11 protein-coding genes are annotated in these 15,365 nt (G+C 64.4%); 6 read left to right on the forward strand and 5 right to left on the reverse strand.

Annotated features, from left to right (window positions below):
• Positions 1-250 precede the first annotated feature (250 nt).
• The 6 genes from KF708_19725 (at position 251) to KF708_19750 (ending at position 7,925) form a co-directional block, all read left to right on the forward strand.
• Positions 251-970 carry an ATP-binding cassette domain-containing protein gene (locus tag KF708_19725; protein ID MBX3414924.1) on the forward strand — a complete coding sequence of 240 codons (720 nt, stop codon included), beginning with the start codon at positions 251-253 and terminating at the stop codon, positions 968-970.
• 85 nt (positions 971-1,055) lie between these two features.
• Positions 1,056-3,884 carry a Gldg family protein gene (locus tag KF708_19730; GenBank protein ID MBX3414925.1) on the forward strand — a complete coding sequence of 943 codons (2,829 nt, stop codon included), beginning with the start codon at positions 1,056-1,058 and terminating at the stop codon, positions 3,882-3,884.
• A gap of 92 nt (positions 3,885-3,976) precedes the next feature.
• Positions 3,977-5,599, forward strand: coding sequence for a DUF4340 domain-containing protein (locus KF708_19735; GenBank protein ID MBX3414926.1), 1,623 nt, complete (start codon positions 3,977-3,979; stop codon positions 5,597-5,599).
• Positions 5,600-5,829: 230 nt separating this feature from the next.
• Complete coding sequence (locus tag KF708_19740; protein ID MBX3414927.1) at positions 5,830-6,615, forward strand: hypothetical protein; 786 nt, start codon at positions 5,830-5,832, stop codon at positions 6,613-6,615.
• A gap of 323 nt (positions 6,616-6,938) precedes the next feature.
• Entirely contained in the window at positions 6,939-7,526 is a 588-nt protein-coding gene (scpB, locus tag KF708_19745; GenBank protein MBX3414928.1) for an SMC-Scp complex subunit ScpB, read from the forward strand.
• A 3-nt stretch (positions 7,527-7,529) separates the two neighbouring features.
• The gene (locus KF708_19750) at positions 7,530-7,925 is read left to right on the forward strand and encodes a hypothetical protein (GenBank protein MBX3414929.1); all 396 of its coding nucleotides are present in this window, start codon (positions 7,530-7,532) and stop codon (positions 7,923-7,925) included.
• A 100-nt stretch (positions 7,926-8,025) separates the two neighbouring features.
• Here the strand turns inward: KF708_19750 and hemA are convergent, their stop codons facing one another.
• The 5 genes from hemA to argH all read right to left on the reverse strand — a co-directional run bounded on the left by hemA (position 8,026) and on the right by argH (position 15,345).
• Positions 8,026-9,300: a glutamyl-tRNA reductase gene (gene hemA, locus KF708_19755; protein ID MBX3414930.1), complete on the reverse strand. Its 1,275-nt coding sequence runs from the start codon at positions 9,298-9,300 to the stop codon at positions 8,026-8,028.
• Positions 9,297-10,166: a cytochrome c biogenesis protein CcsA gene (ccsA, locus tag KF708_19760; GenBank protein MBX3414931.1), complete on the reverse strand. Its 870-nt coding sequence runs from the start codon at positions 10,164-10,166 to the stop codon at positions 9,297-9,299. The genes hemA and ccsA overlap by 4 nt, the downstream gene beginning before the upstream one ends.
• A 6-nt stretch (positions 10,167-10,172) precedes the next feature.
• Complete coding sequence (locus KF708_19765) at positions 10,173-11,279, reverse strand: sigma-54-dependent Fis family transcriptional regulator (GenBank protein MBX3414932.1); 1,107 nt, start codon at positions 11,277-11,279, stop codon at positions 10,173-10,175.
• A gap of 89 nt (positions 11,280-11,368) precedes the next feature.
• Positions 11,369-13,714 carry a hypothetical protein gene (locus KF708_19770; protein ID MBX3414933.1) on the reverse strand — a complete coding sequence of 782 codons (2,346 nt, stop codon included), beginning with the start codon at positions 13,712-13,714 and terminating at the stop codon, positions 11,369-11,371.
• Positions 13,715-13,914: 200 nt separating this feature from the next.
• Complete coding sequence (gene argH / locus KF708_19775; GenBank protein MBX3414934.1) at positions 13,915-15,345, reverse strand: argininosuccinate lyase; 1,431 nt, start codon at positions 15,343-15,345, stop codon at positions 13,915-13,917.
• Positions 15,346-15,365 lie beyond the last annotated feature (20 nt).

Raw genomic sequence — 15,365 nt, forward strand, 5'->3', positions numbered from 1 at the left:
GGACAAGCCGAGCCCTTCGGCTTATACAATCGGCGGCAGGCCCGGCTTTTCCGGGGGTTTTTGCACGGCTGAAGGGGAGCCTGCCGACCTTCCTACCCCCGGCTACCGTGCCGCTGACGAAGCCTGGCCCTTCGTCGCCGAGGCCGGCCTTCCACGCCGCTGCCCCGCGTGGCAACGGACCGTTTTCCATGAGCGGATACTGAATCGTTTTCCCGAGATACGTGCCATGACCGACGCAACACGCGCGCCCATGATCGAGGCGATCGGCCTGTCGAAGTTCTATGGTGACTTCGCCGCCGTTCGAGACATCTCGTTCGAGATCCACCAGGGAGAGGTCGTTGCCTTTCTCGGCCCCAACGGCGCCGGTAAGAGCACGACGATGAAGCTGCTGACCGGCTACTTGTCCCCCTCGACGGGCGTCGCCCGGATCGCCGGCCACGACATGGCGCGAGATCGCCTGGCGGGGGCCCAGCGTCTGGGTTACCTGCCCGAGAACGGCCCGCTCTATCCCGACATGACGCCCCGCTCGCTGCTCTCGTTCTTTGCCGACGCGCGCGGACTCGCCACCGACAAGAAGCACCAGCGCATCGAGACGGTGGTCGAACTGTGCGACCTGGGGAGCGTGATCGGCAAGCCCATCAGCAAGCTTTCGCGCGGCTATCGCCAGCGTGTGGGCATGGCGCAGGTGCTGCTGCACGAGCCCGACGTGCTGATTCTCGACGAACCGACCGCCGGCCTCGATCCGAACCAGATTCGCGAAGTCCGCGAAACGATCCTCAAGCTCGGACAGAACAAGACCATCCTGCTCTCGACCCACATCATGCAAGAGGTGGAAGCGATGTGCAGCCGCGTCTTGTTCGTCAACGAAGGTCGCCTGATTTACGAAGCCAAGATCGACGAAGTGCGTGGCTCGGGCAAGCCGCTCGAAGAACGCTTCCACGATCTCACCGCTTCGACCGCGGGCAAGTAAGCCCCGTGAACATCATCCGACCGCGACGACACCGCTGTCGACCCGAACGCCCCACCAGAGTCACACGCAGTTACCGGTAGAAGCCATGAATGCTCATGTGATCCGCGCGATCTTCCGTCGCAATTTCGTCAGTTACTTCAGCAATCCGACGGGATATGTATTCATCTGCGTCTTCGTGCTGCTGAGCGGGATTGCCGCCTTCTGGCCGAACGAGTTCTTCAACGCCAACCTGGCGAATCTCGACCAACTGAATCGCTATCTCCCCTACATCATGCTGGTCTTCATCCCGGCCATCACGATGAGCATGTGGGCCGACGAGCGGCGCCAGGGGACGGACGAACTGCTGCTGACGATTCCGGCGAGCGATCTCGACGTCGTGCTGGGGAAGTACCTGGCCGCGGTGGCCATCTTCACGGTGTCGCTTCTGTTCTCGATCTCGAACATCGTCGTGCTGAGTTATCTGGGCCAACCCGACCTGGGGCTCATGTTCGGCACCTACTTCGGCTACTGGTTGATGGGGCTGGCGATGCTGGCGATCGGCATGGTCGCCTCGTTCCTCACCTCGAACCTGACGGTGGGCTTCATCCTGGGCGCCGCGTTCAACGCTCCGCTGGCGTTCGCGGCCTCGGCCGACGTGATCTTCAGCCCGAAGATAGCCGCCACGATCAAGTCGTGGAGCTTCGCGGAAATGTTCCGCGACTTCGGCCGCGGCGTGATCAGTTTCTCGGGGGTGGCGTACTTCCTGCTCATCGTGGCGGCCATGCTCTACCTGTCGATGGTCTTGATCGGCCGGCGGCACTGGGCCGGCGGACGCGACGGCAAATCGCTCGGGGGCCATTACCTGGCGCGCATCGTCGCGCTGATCGTGCTCGTGCTGGGGGTGAACGTCGTGCTGGCCCATCACGACGCGCGCCTCGACGTGACCACCGAGCGGCTCAGTTCCCTCTCGCCCAAGACGCAGGCCATCTTGCAGGAACTCGACCCGAAACGGCCGATCCACATCGAGGCCTTCGTCAGCCCCGAGGTGCCCGAGTCGTACGTGCAGACGCGTCTCGACCTGCTGACGATGCTCCGCGAGATCGCGGCCCGGGCCGGAAACGAAATCACGCTCGAGATCCACGACACCGAGAAGTACAGCGACAACGCCCGGCGGGCTGAAACGCTCTACGGTATCCGCGGCCAGCAGGTGGCCTCGCGAACGCGCGGCGCAATGAACATTGAAGAAATCTATCTCGGCGTGGCGATCACGAGCGGCCTCGAGAAGGTCGTGGTGCCGTTCTTCGACCGCGGCATCCCGGTCGAGTACGAGCTCATTCGCTCGCTGGGCACCGTGGCGCAGCAAGAGCGCAAGAAGATCGGCATCCTGACGACCGACGCCAAGCTGTATGGTCAGTTCGACATGCAGCGCATGTCGCCGGGCCGCAACGAGCTCATCATCGACGAGCTCGAAAAACAGTACGACGTCGTGCAGGTGAACGCCGACAACCCGATCACCGAGCGTTTCGATGCCCTGCTGGCCGTGCAGCCGTCGACGCTGTCTCCCGAGCAGATGGCCAACTTCCTCGACGCCGTGAAGCGTGGGCAACCGACGGCGGTCTTCGAAGATCCCTTCCCCTATCTCGATCAGAGCGTGGCGGCGACGAGCCAGCCGCGCTCACCGCAAGGGGGTGGTGGTCCCTTCGGGATGATGGGGGGTCAGCAGCCGCCGCAGCCGAAGGGGAACATCCGCGAGCTGTGGAATCTGCTCGGCATCGACTTCCTCGACTCGAAGGTGGTCTGGCAGAACTACAATCCTTATCCCAAGATCGGCCAGTTCCCCACGGAGTTCGTCTTCGTGGGCGAAGGTTCCGGCGCCACCGAGCCCTTCAACAATAAAGACGCCGTCAGCTCGCAGTTGCAGCAGATGCTGTTCCTCTTTCCGGGGGCGGTGAATCGGCGCAACTCGTCCGAGCTGACCTTCACGCCTCTCGTGCGGACCGGTCCGCGCACGGGTGAGGTCGCCTTCAACGAGATCATCGAGCGATCGTTCTTCGGTGGCGGTGCCTTGAACCCCATGCGGCGTCACCTGCCGACGGCCGAAGAGTACGTGCTGGCGGTCCACATCCGGGGGAAGCGTCCCGAGCCCGCCAACATGCCGCTCCAAGGAGACGGCGCTCCCCCCGGCACGACGAATCAGGCCGAAAGCGGCCCTGGTCCCGCTCCCGCGGCGGACTTCCACGAACATGAGGTGAGTGAAGCTCACGCACATGGGATGGATGAAGCGGCCGTGGCGACCCCGGCTCCCGAAGAGGGGGACATCAACGTCGTCGTCGTGGCGGATATCGACGTGCTCTACTCGGCCTTCTTCGCGCTGCGTAATCGCGGGACCGACCCCGACGCCGAAGTGAATCTCGACCTCGACAACGTCACGTTCGTGCTCAACGTGCTCGACACGCTGGCCGGCGACGATCGCTTCATCGACATCCGCAAGCGCCGTCCGGTACATCGCACGCTGGTACGTGTCGAAGACGCCACCGCCGGCGCGCGAAACGCCGCGGACGAGCAGCGCAAGCTTTTCATGGACGAGTTCGACAAGAAGCAGAAGGAAGAACAAAAGAAGCTCGACGATCGCATTGCCGAGCTGCAGAAACGGACCGATCTCGATCCGCAACAATTGCTGATCGAAATCGACACGGCGCGCACGGCCGGCGAAAATCGCCTGACCCGGGCCACCGAGCAGATGCGCGAGGTGCGCGATCGCGACATCGAGCGAATCGAGTCGGAGCTGGCTTCGACGGTTCGCCACACGCAAGACCGGTATAAGCTGGCGGCGGTGCTGCTGCCGCCGATTCCGCCGCTGGTGGTGGCGGTGGTGGTGTACTTCAACCGGCGCTCGCGCGAGCGTGAGGGTGTTTCTAAACAGCGGCTGCGCTAGCCTCCGCTCACCGGCCGGCGGCCGGTGCCACTTTCCCAGAAGAATGACCTGAAACCGGCTTTCGCCCGAGCGAGCGAACCATAGGTGAAGCGATGAGCGAGAACGTAAAAACGGTGACCTTTGTCGTGGCGGCCCTCGTCGTGGGGCTGGTGGCCTGGAGCTCGCTGCCGGCGGCGCCGCAGCAAGATTCCGACACGCTGGTGGGGCAGTTTCTCTCGCCCGACTTTACCGATCCACTCGCCGGGGCCAGTCTCGAGATCATCGACTTCGACGAAGAGAAGGCCGAGCCGAGCATCTTCAAGGTCGAACAGGTGAACGGCCGCTGGGCCCTCCCCTCGCACAGCAATTATCCGGCTGACGCCGACAAGCAGATGGCCCACGCCGCGGCCAGCCTGATCGATCTCGAGATCCTGCGCGTCGATCCGGTGACGCAGTCCGACTTCGAGCTGTATGGCGTGGTCGATCCGACCAGCGCCTCGATCGGCGCCGGCGGCATCGGCAAGAAGATCACCCTCAAGGACAAGGCCGGCAAAACGCTGACCGAGCTGATCGTGGGAAAAGAGGTCGAGGGACAGCCCGGCATCCGTTACGTCCGCGTGCCCAACCGCGACGTGTTGTTCCAGGTCAAGTTCGACCCCAGCAAGCTGACGACCAGATTCGCCGAGTGGATCGAGGACGATCTCTTGAAGCTCAATCCCTGGGACGTGGAAGACGTCGTCATCGATAACTATTCGATCGACGAGGCGCAAGGGCGCCGCATCCAGGGAGACGTGGTCAAGCTGACCTACAACGACAAAGAGGCGCAATGGAAGCTCGACGGGCTGACGGAAGCCGAAGAGCTCGACGCCACGAAACTGAACGACATGAAGACGGCGCTCGACGAACTGCGCATCGTCGACGTGCGCCGCAAGCCTGCCGGCCTGAGCAGCATGCTCAAGTCGGAAGGCGAGGGACGCATCGATCAGCAGGCCCTCCTCTCGCTCATGAGCAAGGGCTTCTACGTCACGCAAGATGGCTCGCTGCTGTCGAACGAAGGCGAGATCGTCACCACGCTCAAGGACGGCGTTGAATACGTCTTGCGGTTCGGAGAGATCGCCACCGGCACCGAGAGTGACGAGGCCAAGCCGGCCGAAGGGGAAGAACCGCTCGCCACCGTCCACGAGACCGGTCCGAATCGTTATCTGATGCTCACCGTGGGCTTCAATCCGAATAAGATCCCGCCGCCGCAGTTGGAAGAGGTTCCGCCCGCGCCGGGGGCCGCCGCGCCCGAAGGCGAACAGCCCGCCGAGGGAGAGACCCCACCCGCCGCCGAGGAAACGCCCGAGCAAAAGGCCGCCCGCGAGACGATCGAGCGCGAGAACAAGCGCAAGCAGGACGAATACGAAACCAAAATCAAGGACGCGCAGAAGAAGGTCAAGGAGCTCAACGACCGCTTCGCCGACTGGTACTACGTCATTCCGAACGACGTCTATCGCAAGATCAGGCTCTCGCGCGACCAGGTGGTCAAGAAGCCCGAGCCGGACGAGATCAAGAGCGACGCCGACGAGCTCAAAAAGCTCAAGGAAGCCGGACTCGAAGCGTCGGGCGCCGAAGAGGCTACGCCCGAGGAAGAGACCAGGCCCGCAGAACCTGCCGAGCCGGCGCCCGTCGAAGAAGCAACTCCAGCGGCAGAAGCGCCGGCCGCGGAAGCCACCGAAGCTCCCCAACCGCAGTAGTGGTCAGGGGTTAGTGGTCTGCCATCTTTTGGCCGTGTACGTTCCCGCTCGGTGGGTGGCAATTCGGGCAAGACAGGCAGTCGTCACAAAGTGATTCCTTTCCATTGACGTTGCCTGGCAATGGCGACCGCGAGTAATATCCGCCCCTCGTCGGGCGCCCGTTCGGGCCTGCTCGAGACGCCGCGCAGGAAGCGTTGGCGAACAGGGGATCGAAAGGAGTCGTGTCCCGTATGCAGTCGGGTCCCATCGTGTTAGTGCGCGCCGTCGTCATGCTGACCTGTATGATCGTTGTCCCGCTGGTGGCGATCTTTTGGAAGCATTGGCCCGAGGCGATCGACCTTGCCCGCCAGGGAGAATGGTCCGAATTGGCCGACATGGGGCTGAAGATCGTCACGCAGTCGGGTCCACAACCATCGACGACCCACGAACCCTCGCAAGAGGCCCCCGCGTTTGCCGCAGACGCCTCGAGCGCTGCTGCCCTGGCCGCGAATGCCAGCTCCGCCCCAGCGACGACAGCGGCGCTGGGGGCGAATCCTCCGGCCGCGTTGACCTCGGCCCCGCCGCAGATGCTGTCCGAGATGACGGTTAACAACTTCTCACCACCAGCCCAAGCACCGCCAGCGGTCGCCACGGTCGGCTACACGGCGCCCGTCGGCGGTAGCGCCATGACCCCTTCCGTGGGAACTTCGCTCTCCGAAGCGGGTGAGACGGCACAGGCCATGCCGGCGCATTTTGCCCACACCCCTCCCCTGCCCTCGCCGGGACCAGGCAACGACGCGCCGCAGGCCAATCCCTTCCGCGACATGGAGCAACGGCTACGGGCCCTGGGGGCGACGTACTATTTGCTCGAGTCGTGGGGCACGACGGGCAATCTCTATCGCTTTCATGTGAAAATGGCCCTGGCGGGAAACCCCAGCTACAACCGCCATTTCGAGGCCACGGACGCCGATCCGATGATGGCGATGCGACACGTGCTCTCCGAAGTCGAAGCATGGCGCAATGGGCAGCAGCTCTAGCCGCTCCTCTGGCCTGACAAACTCGACGCCCTCTCGTGGAGAGCCTGGGTTGTCGCAACTCGTTCCAATACGGTAACTTGCCATCATTGAGAAGATGAGCCTGCGGGCTCCGAGTCGCGACGAACGAGAATCTCTCCATGCGGCGTCCCTCGCCCGGCCTGGGCTCAACGATGGGCAGCGTTTCCTTGCGTTACCGCCATGCGCTGGTAACAGGGCCGCGCCGGGCCTGGGCCGCGCCGCGAAGCGTTTCTCCAGGTCGATTCGAGTCGCCTGGCGGAGTGTCGCGGCGACCTCGGCCCGTGGCCGGACAACGGGACCCCAGAATTGCCCGGGTCGAGGCGGTTTTGCTGCTGGCCCGCGAACCGTTGGGGCCGCGCAAGTTGGCTCGAATCGCCAGCTTGGCGGATGGAACCGAAGCGCGTACATTAGTCCGACGACTGAACGAGACCTATGACCGGGTTGGCTGCGCTTTTCGGATCGAAGAGGTGGCCGGCGGTTACCAGTTGCTGACTCGGCCGAAGTTCGCCTCGTGGCTGCGGCGGTTGTATCCCCCGCAGATCGAGACGCGATTGAGTAGTCCGGCGCTGGAGACCCTGGCGGTCGTGGCGTATCGTCAGCCGGCAGTGCGTGCCGAGATCGAATCGATTCGCGGCGTGCAGTGCGGCGAGATGCTCCGCTTGTTGATGGAGCGCGATCTCGTGCGGATCATGGGGCGTTCCGAGGAGTTGGGTCGCCCCTATTTGTATGGGACGACCCGGCGTTTCTTGGAACTATTCGGCCTGCGTGACCTGGACGAATTGCCCCGAGCCGAGATACTACGTTTACGCGCGACGCCCCCCGCGGCCGGAGTGACCGCGACACCGGCGATCGCGACATCGTTTTCGCACCCTAGTGGTACCGAGGAGGAGTAGGACGTGACTATGTTAGCGGACCCAGAGCACTTGCTGGACGATCCGAGCGAACGGGACACCACGTGCGGTGGCGTCGTGGCTAGCCTGTTGTCGGTCGTGGAATTCCCGCGCGCGGAAGACGACGACGACTTGGAGGATGAAGACGACGACTTCGAAGACGACGAGGACGATGATGACCTCGACGAAGAAGACGACGACGAGGACGATGATGACCTCGACGACGAAGAAGACGAGTGGGAGGAAGTCGACGACGAGGACGAAGAAGAACTCGACGACGAAGAAGATGATGAAGACGACGACGAAGAGTGGGATGAGGACGAAGAGGAAGACGACGACTGGGACGACGACGAGGATGACGACGAAGACGAAGATGAAGACTGGGAAGATGAAGGCGAGTAGCCTTCTCTCCCGGTAAGTCGGAAGAGCGCGCGGCGTCGGTCCTCGAAACCGACCCGCGCTCGTGCTTCGCGAGGATGGTCGCTCGAGCCGCTCTACGTGCTCAGTCGCGAAGCTGGAACAACCGCTTGAGGGCCTCGAGCAGGCCGTGTACGCTTCCTTGCCGCGCCTCGTCGCGCAGCGATTCCAACGGCGGATGGAGCAGCTTGTTCACCAGTCGGTCGAAAGACTGGCGGACCTCGACGCGGCTGCGATCGTCGAGCTCGGGCAGCTTATTGAAGAGCCGCCGCAGCTCGGCTTCCTTGGGCTCTTCCCAGCCTTGCTTCAGCCGCTGGATGATGGGCCCCGTGGCGCGATGGTGCAATTCGGCCATGAAGGAAGAGGTTTCTTCCTCGATGATGCGTATCGCCCCGGGTAGCTCGCGGTCGCGCTCTTTCTGATTGCGGACGCAGGCCGCGCGCAGGTCGTCGATCGTGTAGAGATACACGCCCAGCATGTCGCCGATGGCGGAATCGAAGTCGCGCGGCATGGCCAGATCGAGCACGAAGAGGGGGCGTTGGTAGCGGGCTTCTTCGATGCGGACAAACTCCGCGCGGCGCACGATCGGCTCTGCCGCGCCGGTGGCCGTAACGACCAGATCGGCGTCGATCAGCAGCCGCTCGAGATCGGTCCAGGGGGCGGCTCGGCCGGAGAACTTGGCCGCCAGCTCGACCGCACGCTGCTGCGTGCGATTCACCACCGTGATGTCCTGCGCCCCGGCATCGCGCAGATAAAGCAGCGTCTCTTCGGCCATTTCGCCGGCGCCGATCGCCAGCACGCGCTTGTCGTCGAAGCGCTCGAAAATCTGCGAGGCGAAATCTCCCACGGCCACGCTCGGGATGCTGACGCGTTTCTGGCTGAGCTGCGTTTCACTTTGCACGCGCCGCGCTACTTTCAAGGCCGCCTGGAAGATGGCGTGCGTGAGCGGTCCCGTACTCTCGCGATCGGTGGCCATCTGGTAGGCCTGTTTCACCTGCGCCAGGATCTGCGGCTCGCCCACGACCATGCTGTCGAGACTGGCCGCCACGGTGAACAAGTGCCGCACGGCGTCCTCGCCGGTCCGTTCGAACAGATCGTCGAAGATCTCGTACAGCTCGATGCCGTGGAATTCGGCCAGGAACTCGGCCACCTGCTGGTGCGTCGGCAGGGCGGCGGGTTCTTCCACCGCCGTGTAAACCTCGACCCGGTTGCAGGTCGACAGGAGCACGGCCTCGGCCTCGGGAAAACGGCGGCGGAAGCGCGCCAGCGCCTCTTGGGCCTGACCGGGCGTAAAGGCCAGCCGTTCGCGGACGGCCACGGGGGAGCGATGATGGCTGCAGCCGACCATCTGGACCTTCATGCCGCGCCCTCCCGCGATGGGATCGCGTCGCGCGCGGGGGCCCCGCCGTGGCCCGATTCGCCCAGCAGCGAGATGCCCAGCGCGAGCACGAGCAGCACGAAGCTCGCCAAGGTGAGGTAGGCCGTCTTGCGCCCGGTGCGCGCCGGCTTGTAGAAGGTGTTGAAGACCGTCACCGCCACGAGCCAACCGACCAGCACCAGCGAGCTGACGATGACCGGGTCGTTCCACGGAACGTATTCGGCCTGCTTGCTGTGATTCACCACATTCAGGACCGCGCCAGATAAGACCCCCAGCCCCAAGAGTATCACGGCCAGGCCGATGGAACGGCCGTTCATGCGCTGTAGCCATTCGAGGCTGGGCAATTGAAAGCGTCGCGTGGGGGGTAGCTTGTGCTTCAGACGATAGGCTCCCACCAAATACATCACACCGGTGACAAAGCCCACGATCAGCGTCACCGTGCCCAGCAGTAACAACACCCCGTGCAGCGAGCCCCACACCAGTGAGGCCCGAGTCTCGGGAAACGGGTGCCGATCGGCCACATAGGCGGCAATGCCTATCAAGGCCAGAACCACCGGCAACAAAAAGAGCCCTAACGGGGCGCGGGGATGGTAGTACATCAGGTATAGATAGAGCACGACCAGCAGCCACGCGGCGACGAGATACCAGTCGAACTCGCTCGACAGCGGCACGGCGGTCTGTGCGGCGCGTTGGGCGAGAAAGATCGTTTGCGCCAGCAGGCCCGCCCCGGCGAACGCGACCATCGCCGCGCCGCGCAGACCGCTACGCAGGAAGAGCCGCGTGACCTCGAGCGCGAGGGCGACCGAGTAACTGGCCGCGAAGCAGATGATCTGGATTTGCCAACTCATGGCCTCTTAGCGTGCCCGGGCGGGGGCGGGCACTTCTTCGACCTCGTTGTCGGCATCCAGGCCATATTCTTTCAGCTTCTTGTGCAGCGTATTGCGATTGATGCCCAGCTTGGCCGCGGCCTTGATCTGCACGTTGTCGCACACGGTCATCACCTGGGCGATTAACTCGCGTTCGACGCGATTGACGATCTTGGCGTGCAGGTTGTCCTCGTGCGGGCCGGCATTCGCCACTCCCTGCTGCACGACCTCGTAGGTGAGCGTTTCCAAGTCGACCGGACGCGAGCGGAATACGCTGCGCTGCTCGCGCCCCAACACGCTGGGGGGTAGGAGATCGGTCGTCAGCTCGTCCCCCACCGCCAGCACGACCGCCCGCTCGATGTAGTTCTGCAACTCGCGGACATTGCCGGGCCAGTGGTAGTCCTGTAAGGCCTCGAGCGCCTCGCGTTCGATGTGGACGACGTAGCGGTCGTTTTCTTCATTGTAATAATTGAGGAAGTGGACGACCAACTCGGGTATATCCTCACGCCGCTCGCGCAGCGGGGGGAGATAGACCGGCACGACGTTCAAGCGATAGTAGAGATCCTCGCGAAAGCGGTCGGCCTCGACCTCGTCGCGCAGATCGCGATTGCTGGCGGCGATGACCCGGGTATCGACGCGGATCGTCTGCGTGTCTCCCACGCGTTCGAACTCGCGCTCCTGCAGGACGCGGAGCAACTTGACCTGCAGCTTGGGAGTGGTGGAGTTGATCTCGTCGAGAAACACGGTGCCGGTGTGGGCCGCCTCGAAGCGTCCCGTGCGATTGTCGATGGCGCCGGTGAACGAGCCACGCACATGGCCGAAGAGCTCGCTCTCGAGCAGGCTTTCGGTAAGGGCGCCGCAGTTGACGCGGACGAAGGGGCCGTTGCCGCGAGGACTGAGTTGGTGGACAGCCTTGGCGATCAGTTCCTTGCCGGTGCCGGTTTCGCCCAACAGCAAGACCGACGTCTTCGAGCGCGCCACTTGCCGGGTCAATTTGTAGACCCGCTGCATGGCTTCGCCATTGCCGATGATGCCAGGGATGGGTGGACCGGATTCGTTCACGTGATAGGATCGCAGACTGCGGCTGCTACTCATCGGTCGACACTCGGACGTTGCGCGGCGAGTTGTCGGCGGGGGGTAGTAAGTTGAATTCAGGTTGGCGGTCTCGCGACCGGGCACAGCCGCTACGGGATGGCGACGGGCTCGGGCGCAGGGGTTTCTCGATCGGCGTGAGGCGCGGTGGGTTCGGCGGTCGCCACGCGAGCTTCCATACAGTCGAGGATCGTGCCCAGCACCTCGCGGACCTGGGCGTCTCCTCCTTCGTGTCCGTGGTATTCGTCGTATTGCAGCAGGATCTCGGCGGACGTCAAACGGGTTCCATTTCGTCCGATGCTCTCGCAGAAGGCTCGTGCGGCAGCTTGCCGCAACTCGATCGTCGTGCCCCCTCGACTGGCCATCTGGACCAGCCCCTGTTGTGACGAGGGGGTCACGTAACGCGAGAGGACTTTCATCGCCGAGGCGGCCAAAGCCGGGTTGTCGAGCGCCGCATGCAAAGCGGGCTCGACATAAGTCAGATCGAATACGTGCCCCTTCTCGCTCGTCAGGCGGTCGAGCCATCCCAAGGCGCCCGCCGCCTGTCGATCGCGTACCTGCTGACCAGGCAACTCGGCGCGCGAACGAGCGAGCAGGTCGGCCAACTGGAACTCGAGCGCCGTGACATCGCGCGGACGTACGATCGAGATGGCACGCGGATCGCGCCGCACGAGCCGTTCGGCCCGCGGCATCGACTCGCTCGAGGCGTAGACCGCGACCGGGATGCGGGCCGTCCGGGTGTCTTTGCGCAACTGGTCGAGCAGATCAACGGCGGTATTGTCGTAGAGCGTGGCCGAGATCAGGATCAGCTCGCAATCGGTCGAGTCGGCGGCAAGGTTGAACAACTCTCGACCATCGACCGACGAGAGCGCCAAGTACCCCATATCATTGAGCATGCCGGCAATCGAGCGACCCACATCGCCGCGCGAATCGGCCACGAGCGCCACCGGCCTGCCCGTCGTGGCAAGAAAGCGAGCAAGCGCCTCGGGGACGAAGCTATCTCCCATGAATCTGCGCGAGGGGGCCAGCTTGAGCACGGCATCGAGTGCCGCGTAACGCAATCGCGGATCGGAATGACGCAAGGCCCTCACGAGCGGCGCCGGTCGCGCGCCGACGGGATCGAGCACGTCGGCCGTGGCGATCTCGCCCAGCAGTCGAGCCGCCGCCGTCGCGGAGCTGACGTCTCCTTCGGCAGGAACGTGGGCCAGCAGATCGACCAGGGCAGCGACGCCCAGTTCCTTCACGGCGTCGATGGCCGCCGCGGGCAGCGGTTGATCGAATCCCACGCGATTCCCGGCGGCGGTGAGCTTCGTCTCGAGATAAAGCCGGCGGATCGTGCGGTCATGCGGGGCGATGCCAAACGCACGAGCGGCCAGATCGGCCGCGACGTCGAGTTCCTCTTGTCGGGCGGAGACCCGTTCCTCGACGAGCCCCGGTTTCTCGGCGTCCCAGCGCCAGACGTTGAGCGGCACGTCGGTGACGGGCTCTTGCAGCGAGAGGACGACGCGGAGCAGTTGCCGCGCACGATCGGCGAGTTGGTCTGCCACGGCGGCGGGTGCCGGCGGCGAAACGCCCAACAGGGCCAGGCTCGTCCCGGCCGAGCGGCGCACCGCCGGATCGGTCGCGGGATCGACGGCCAAGGCCAACAGGACCGCCAGAGGATCTTGTGGCTCGACCTTCATGTTCGGTTCGGCGGCCAACAGGCGACCCACTACCTCGACCCCTTGCGCCGCGAGTGTCGCGTTACCCGATTCGGCCGCCGCGAGGGTCGGGGCCAGGGCGGCTTCTCCGATCGCCACGAGTGCCGTGCGCAGGGCTTCGTGTTCGGCCTCGCGCGCGGGGTCGGCCAATCCCTCGATGACCAGCACGGCCGCCGCCTCGCCACCGGCACGCAAGGTGCGCATCGCGGCGCGACGCTGGGAACGATCGGGTTGCGAAAGCGCTGCGATCGCCGCACTCAAACGTTGAGGATCGCGAGCCAATCGGTCGGCCGCGGCCGTGACCCGGGCCGAGAACTCGCCCCCCATCGGCTGCAACTCGACCTGTCGCGCCAGGCGTAACAAGACGCCCGAGCCGAACTCTTCGGCCAGCGTGGTGAGTTGGGCGTCGTCGAGCGGCTCGGCAGCGAGTCGGGTCAGCAAGGGCCGCGCGGCGGGGGCTTTCTTCAAATCGATAAGGACGTTGACGGCCCGCAGCAATTGAGACGGCGTCGTGGGGTTCGTTTCGAGCAAGGCCACGACATCCGAATCATTCGCCAGGGCAGCGGCTGCTTCGTCGTAGTTGATCGCTGGCGCGGCAGCGGGGGCAGGCGTGGCAAGCGGCGTTTCGGGAGCAGCGGGGTCCGCCGGGGCGGGCGCCGCCGGATCGGCAAAGGGATCGACGTCGTCCTGAGCGTTGACGATCGTGCTCATCGCGGCAAATGCCACGACGACGACCATCCAGCACAACGCCCGAACCGGCAACTTTCTTTCCGCTTGCTCGTCACGGCCAGGCATTACTCCCGCCAAAAGAGCAGGGCCAGTCGTGGGCATGGTGTTTTGGATGGGCATAGGAATGCTCCGCGTGGCCTCTTCTCATCTCCTCGATCTCGCGCGTCTCTGTGTACAAGCGCGCGAAACCGGCTCCCCAGGGCGAAGGACTACTTCGCTCCCGCCGTAGCGGGCTGCGCCGACGACGGCTCGCTCGCTTCGTCGAGCGACAACCGCTGGCGCCAAATGCTAATCTGTCGATCGACTTCCGCCGGGGCCGTCGAGCCGTAGCTCGTAAAGGCGGCCACGGCCTGCTTCGGCCCCAGGACCTTGTAAACGTGTTCGTCGAGCAGTTCGTGCGCCTGGCGAAACTCTTCGACGGGTAGCTCGGCGAGCGCCACGCCTCGATCGAGCGCCTTGCGCACCAGGTTGCCGCACAGGTGGTGGGCCGTGCGCTGCGGCACCCCCAGGCGAATCAGGTGCTCCATCAAGGTCGTCGCATCGAGGTGCCCCCGGTCGAGCCCCGCGGCGATCGACTCGCGGTTCAACTGGGCGCCAGCCACGAGGGGCGCGGCCAGTTCGAGGCAAGCCCGCACGGTGTCGAAGGAGTCGAACAGCGGCTCCTTGTCCTCTTGCAGGTCGCGGTTGTAGGCCAGCGGCAGCCCCTTCACCAGCACCAGCAGGGTCTGGAGATTCCCGATCACGCGAGCCGAGCGACCGCGCGTCAACTCCAGCACGTCGGGATTCACCTTCTGCGGCATGATCGACGAGCCGGTGCAGAACGCCTGGGGCAACTTCAAGAAGCCAAACTCGGTGGTGGACCACAGGATCCACTCCTCGGCCCAGGTGCTGAGGTGGGCGGCAATCACCGTGCAGGCGAAGGCGAATTCGAGGGCAAAGTCGCGATCGCTCGAGGCGTCGATGCTGTTGGCGGCCAACGACTCGAACCCCAGCTCGCGCTGTACGAACTCGCGATCGATGGGCAACGTCGTCCCCGCCAGGGCGGCAGTGCCCAGCGTGAGCATGCCGGCCGAGCGGCGGACATTGGCCAGACGCACGCGGTCGCGCTCGAACTTTTCGCAATAGGCGAGCCAGTAGTGGGGCGCCAGAACCGGCTGAGCCCTTTGCATGTGCGTATAGCCGGGCAGGATCACGTCGCGATCCGCGGCACAGCGGCCGACGAAGGCACGCTGCAACTCGCCAAGCAATTGGTCCAGCTCATCGACCGCGGCACGGACCCACAGTCGCAGGTCGGTGGTGACCTGGTCGTTGCGGCTGCGCGCGGTGTGTAGCTTGCGGCCGACGTCGCCGAGACGCTCGACCAGTGCCCGTTCGATATGCATGTGAATGTCTTCCAGTTCCGTGCGGAACGGGAAGTCGCCGCGATCGATTTCGGCGGCAATTTCAGTCAGGCCGGCGTCGATCTGTGCAAACTCTTCCGACGTGAGCAATCCGACCTGGGCCAACATCTTGGCGTGGGCCCGATTGCAGGTGATGTCCTGCGCGTAGAGCCGCCGGTCGAAGCTGATGCTCTCGCTGAAGGCTTCGACTCGTTGGTCGGTCGCCTGCTGAAAGACTCCACCCCAAGGTTTCTTTGCCACGGCCTTGTTCGACTACCTCC

This window comes from Pirellulales bacterium, assembly GCA_019636335.1.
Lineage (GTDB): Bacteria > Planctomycetota > Planctomycetia > Pirellulales > JAEUIK01 > JAHBXR01.

Coding starts and splice junctions, on each gene's coding strand:
- KF708_19725 (MBX3414924.1), top strand. CDS start 251: ATGATCGAGGCGATCGGCCTGTCGAAGTTCTATGGTGACTTCGCCGCC.
- KF708_19730 (MBX3414925.1), top strand. CDS start 1,056: ATGAATGCTCATGTGATCCGCGCGATCTTCCGTCGCAATTTCGTCAGT.
- KF708_19735 (MBX3414926.1), top strand. CDS start 3,977: ATGAGCGAGAACGTAAAAACGGTGACCTTTGTCGTGGCGGCCCTCGTC.
- KF708_19740 (MBX3414927.1), top strand. CDS start 5,830: ATGCAGTCGGGTCCCATCGTGTTAGTGCGCGCCGTCGTCATGCTGACC.
- hemA (MBX3414930.1), bottom strand. CDS start 9,300: ATGAAGGTCCAGATGGTCGGCTGCAGCCATCATCGCTCCCCCGTGGCC.
- ccsA (MBX3414931.1), bottom strand. CDS start 10,166: ATGAGTTGGCAAATCCAGATCATCTGCTTCGCGGCCAGTTACTCGGTC.
- KF708_19765 (MBX3414932.1), bottom strand. CDS start 11,279: ATGAGTAGCAGCCGCAGTCTGCGATCCTATCACGTGAACGAATCCGGT.
- KF708_19770 (MBX3414933.1), bottom strand. CDS start 13,714: ATGGTCGTCGTCGTGGCATTTGCCGCGATGAGCACGATCGTCAACGCT.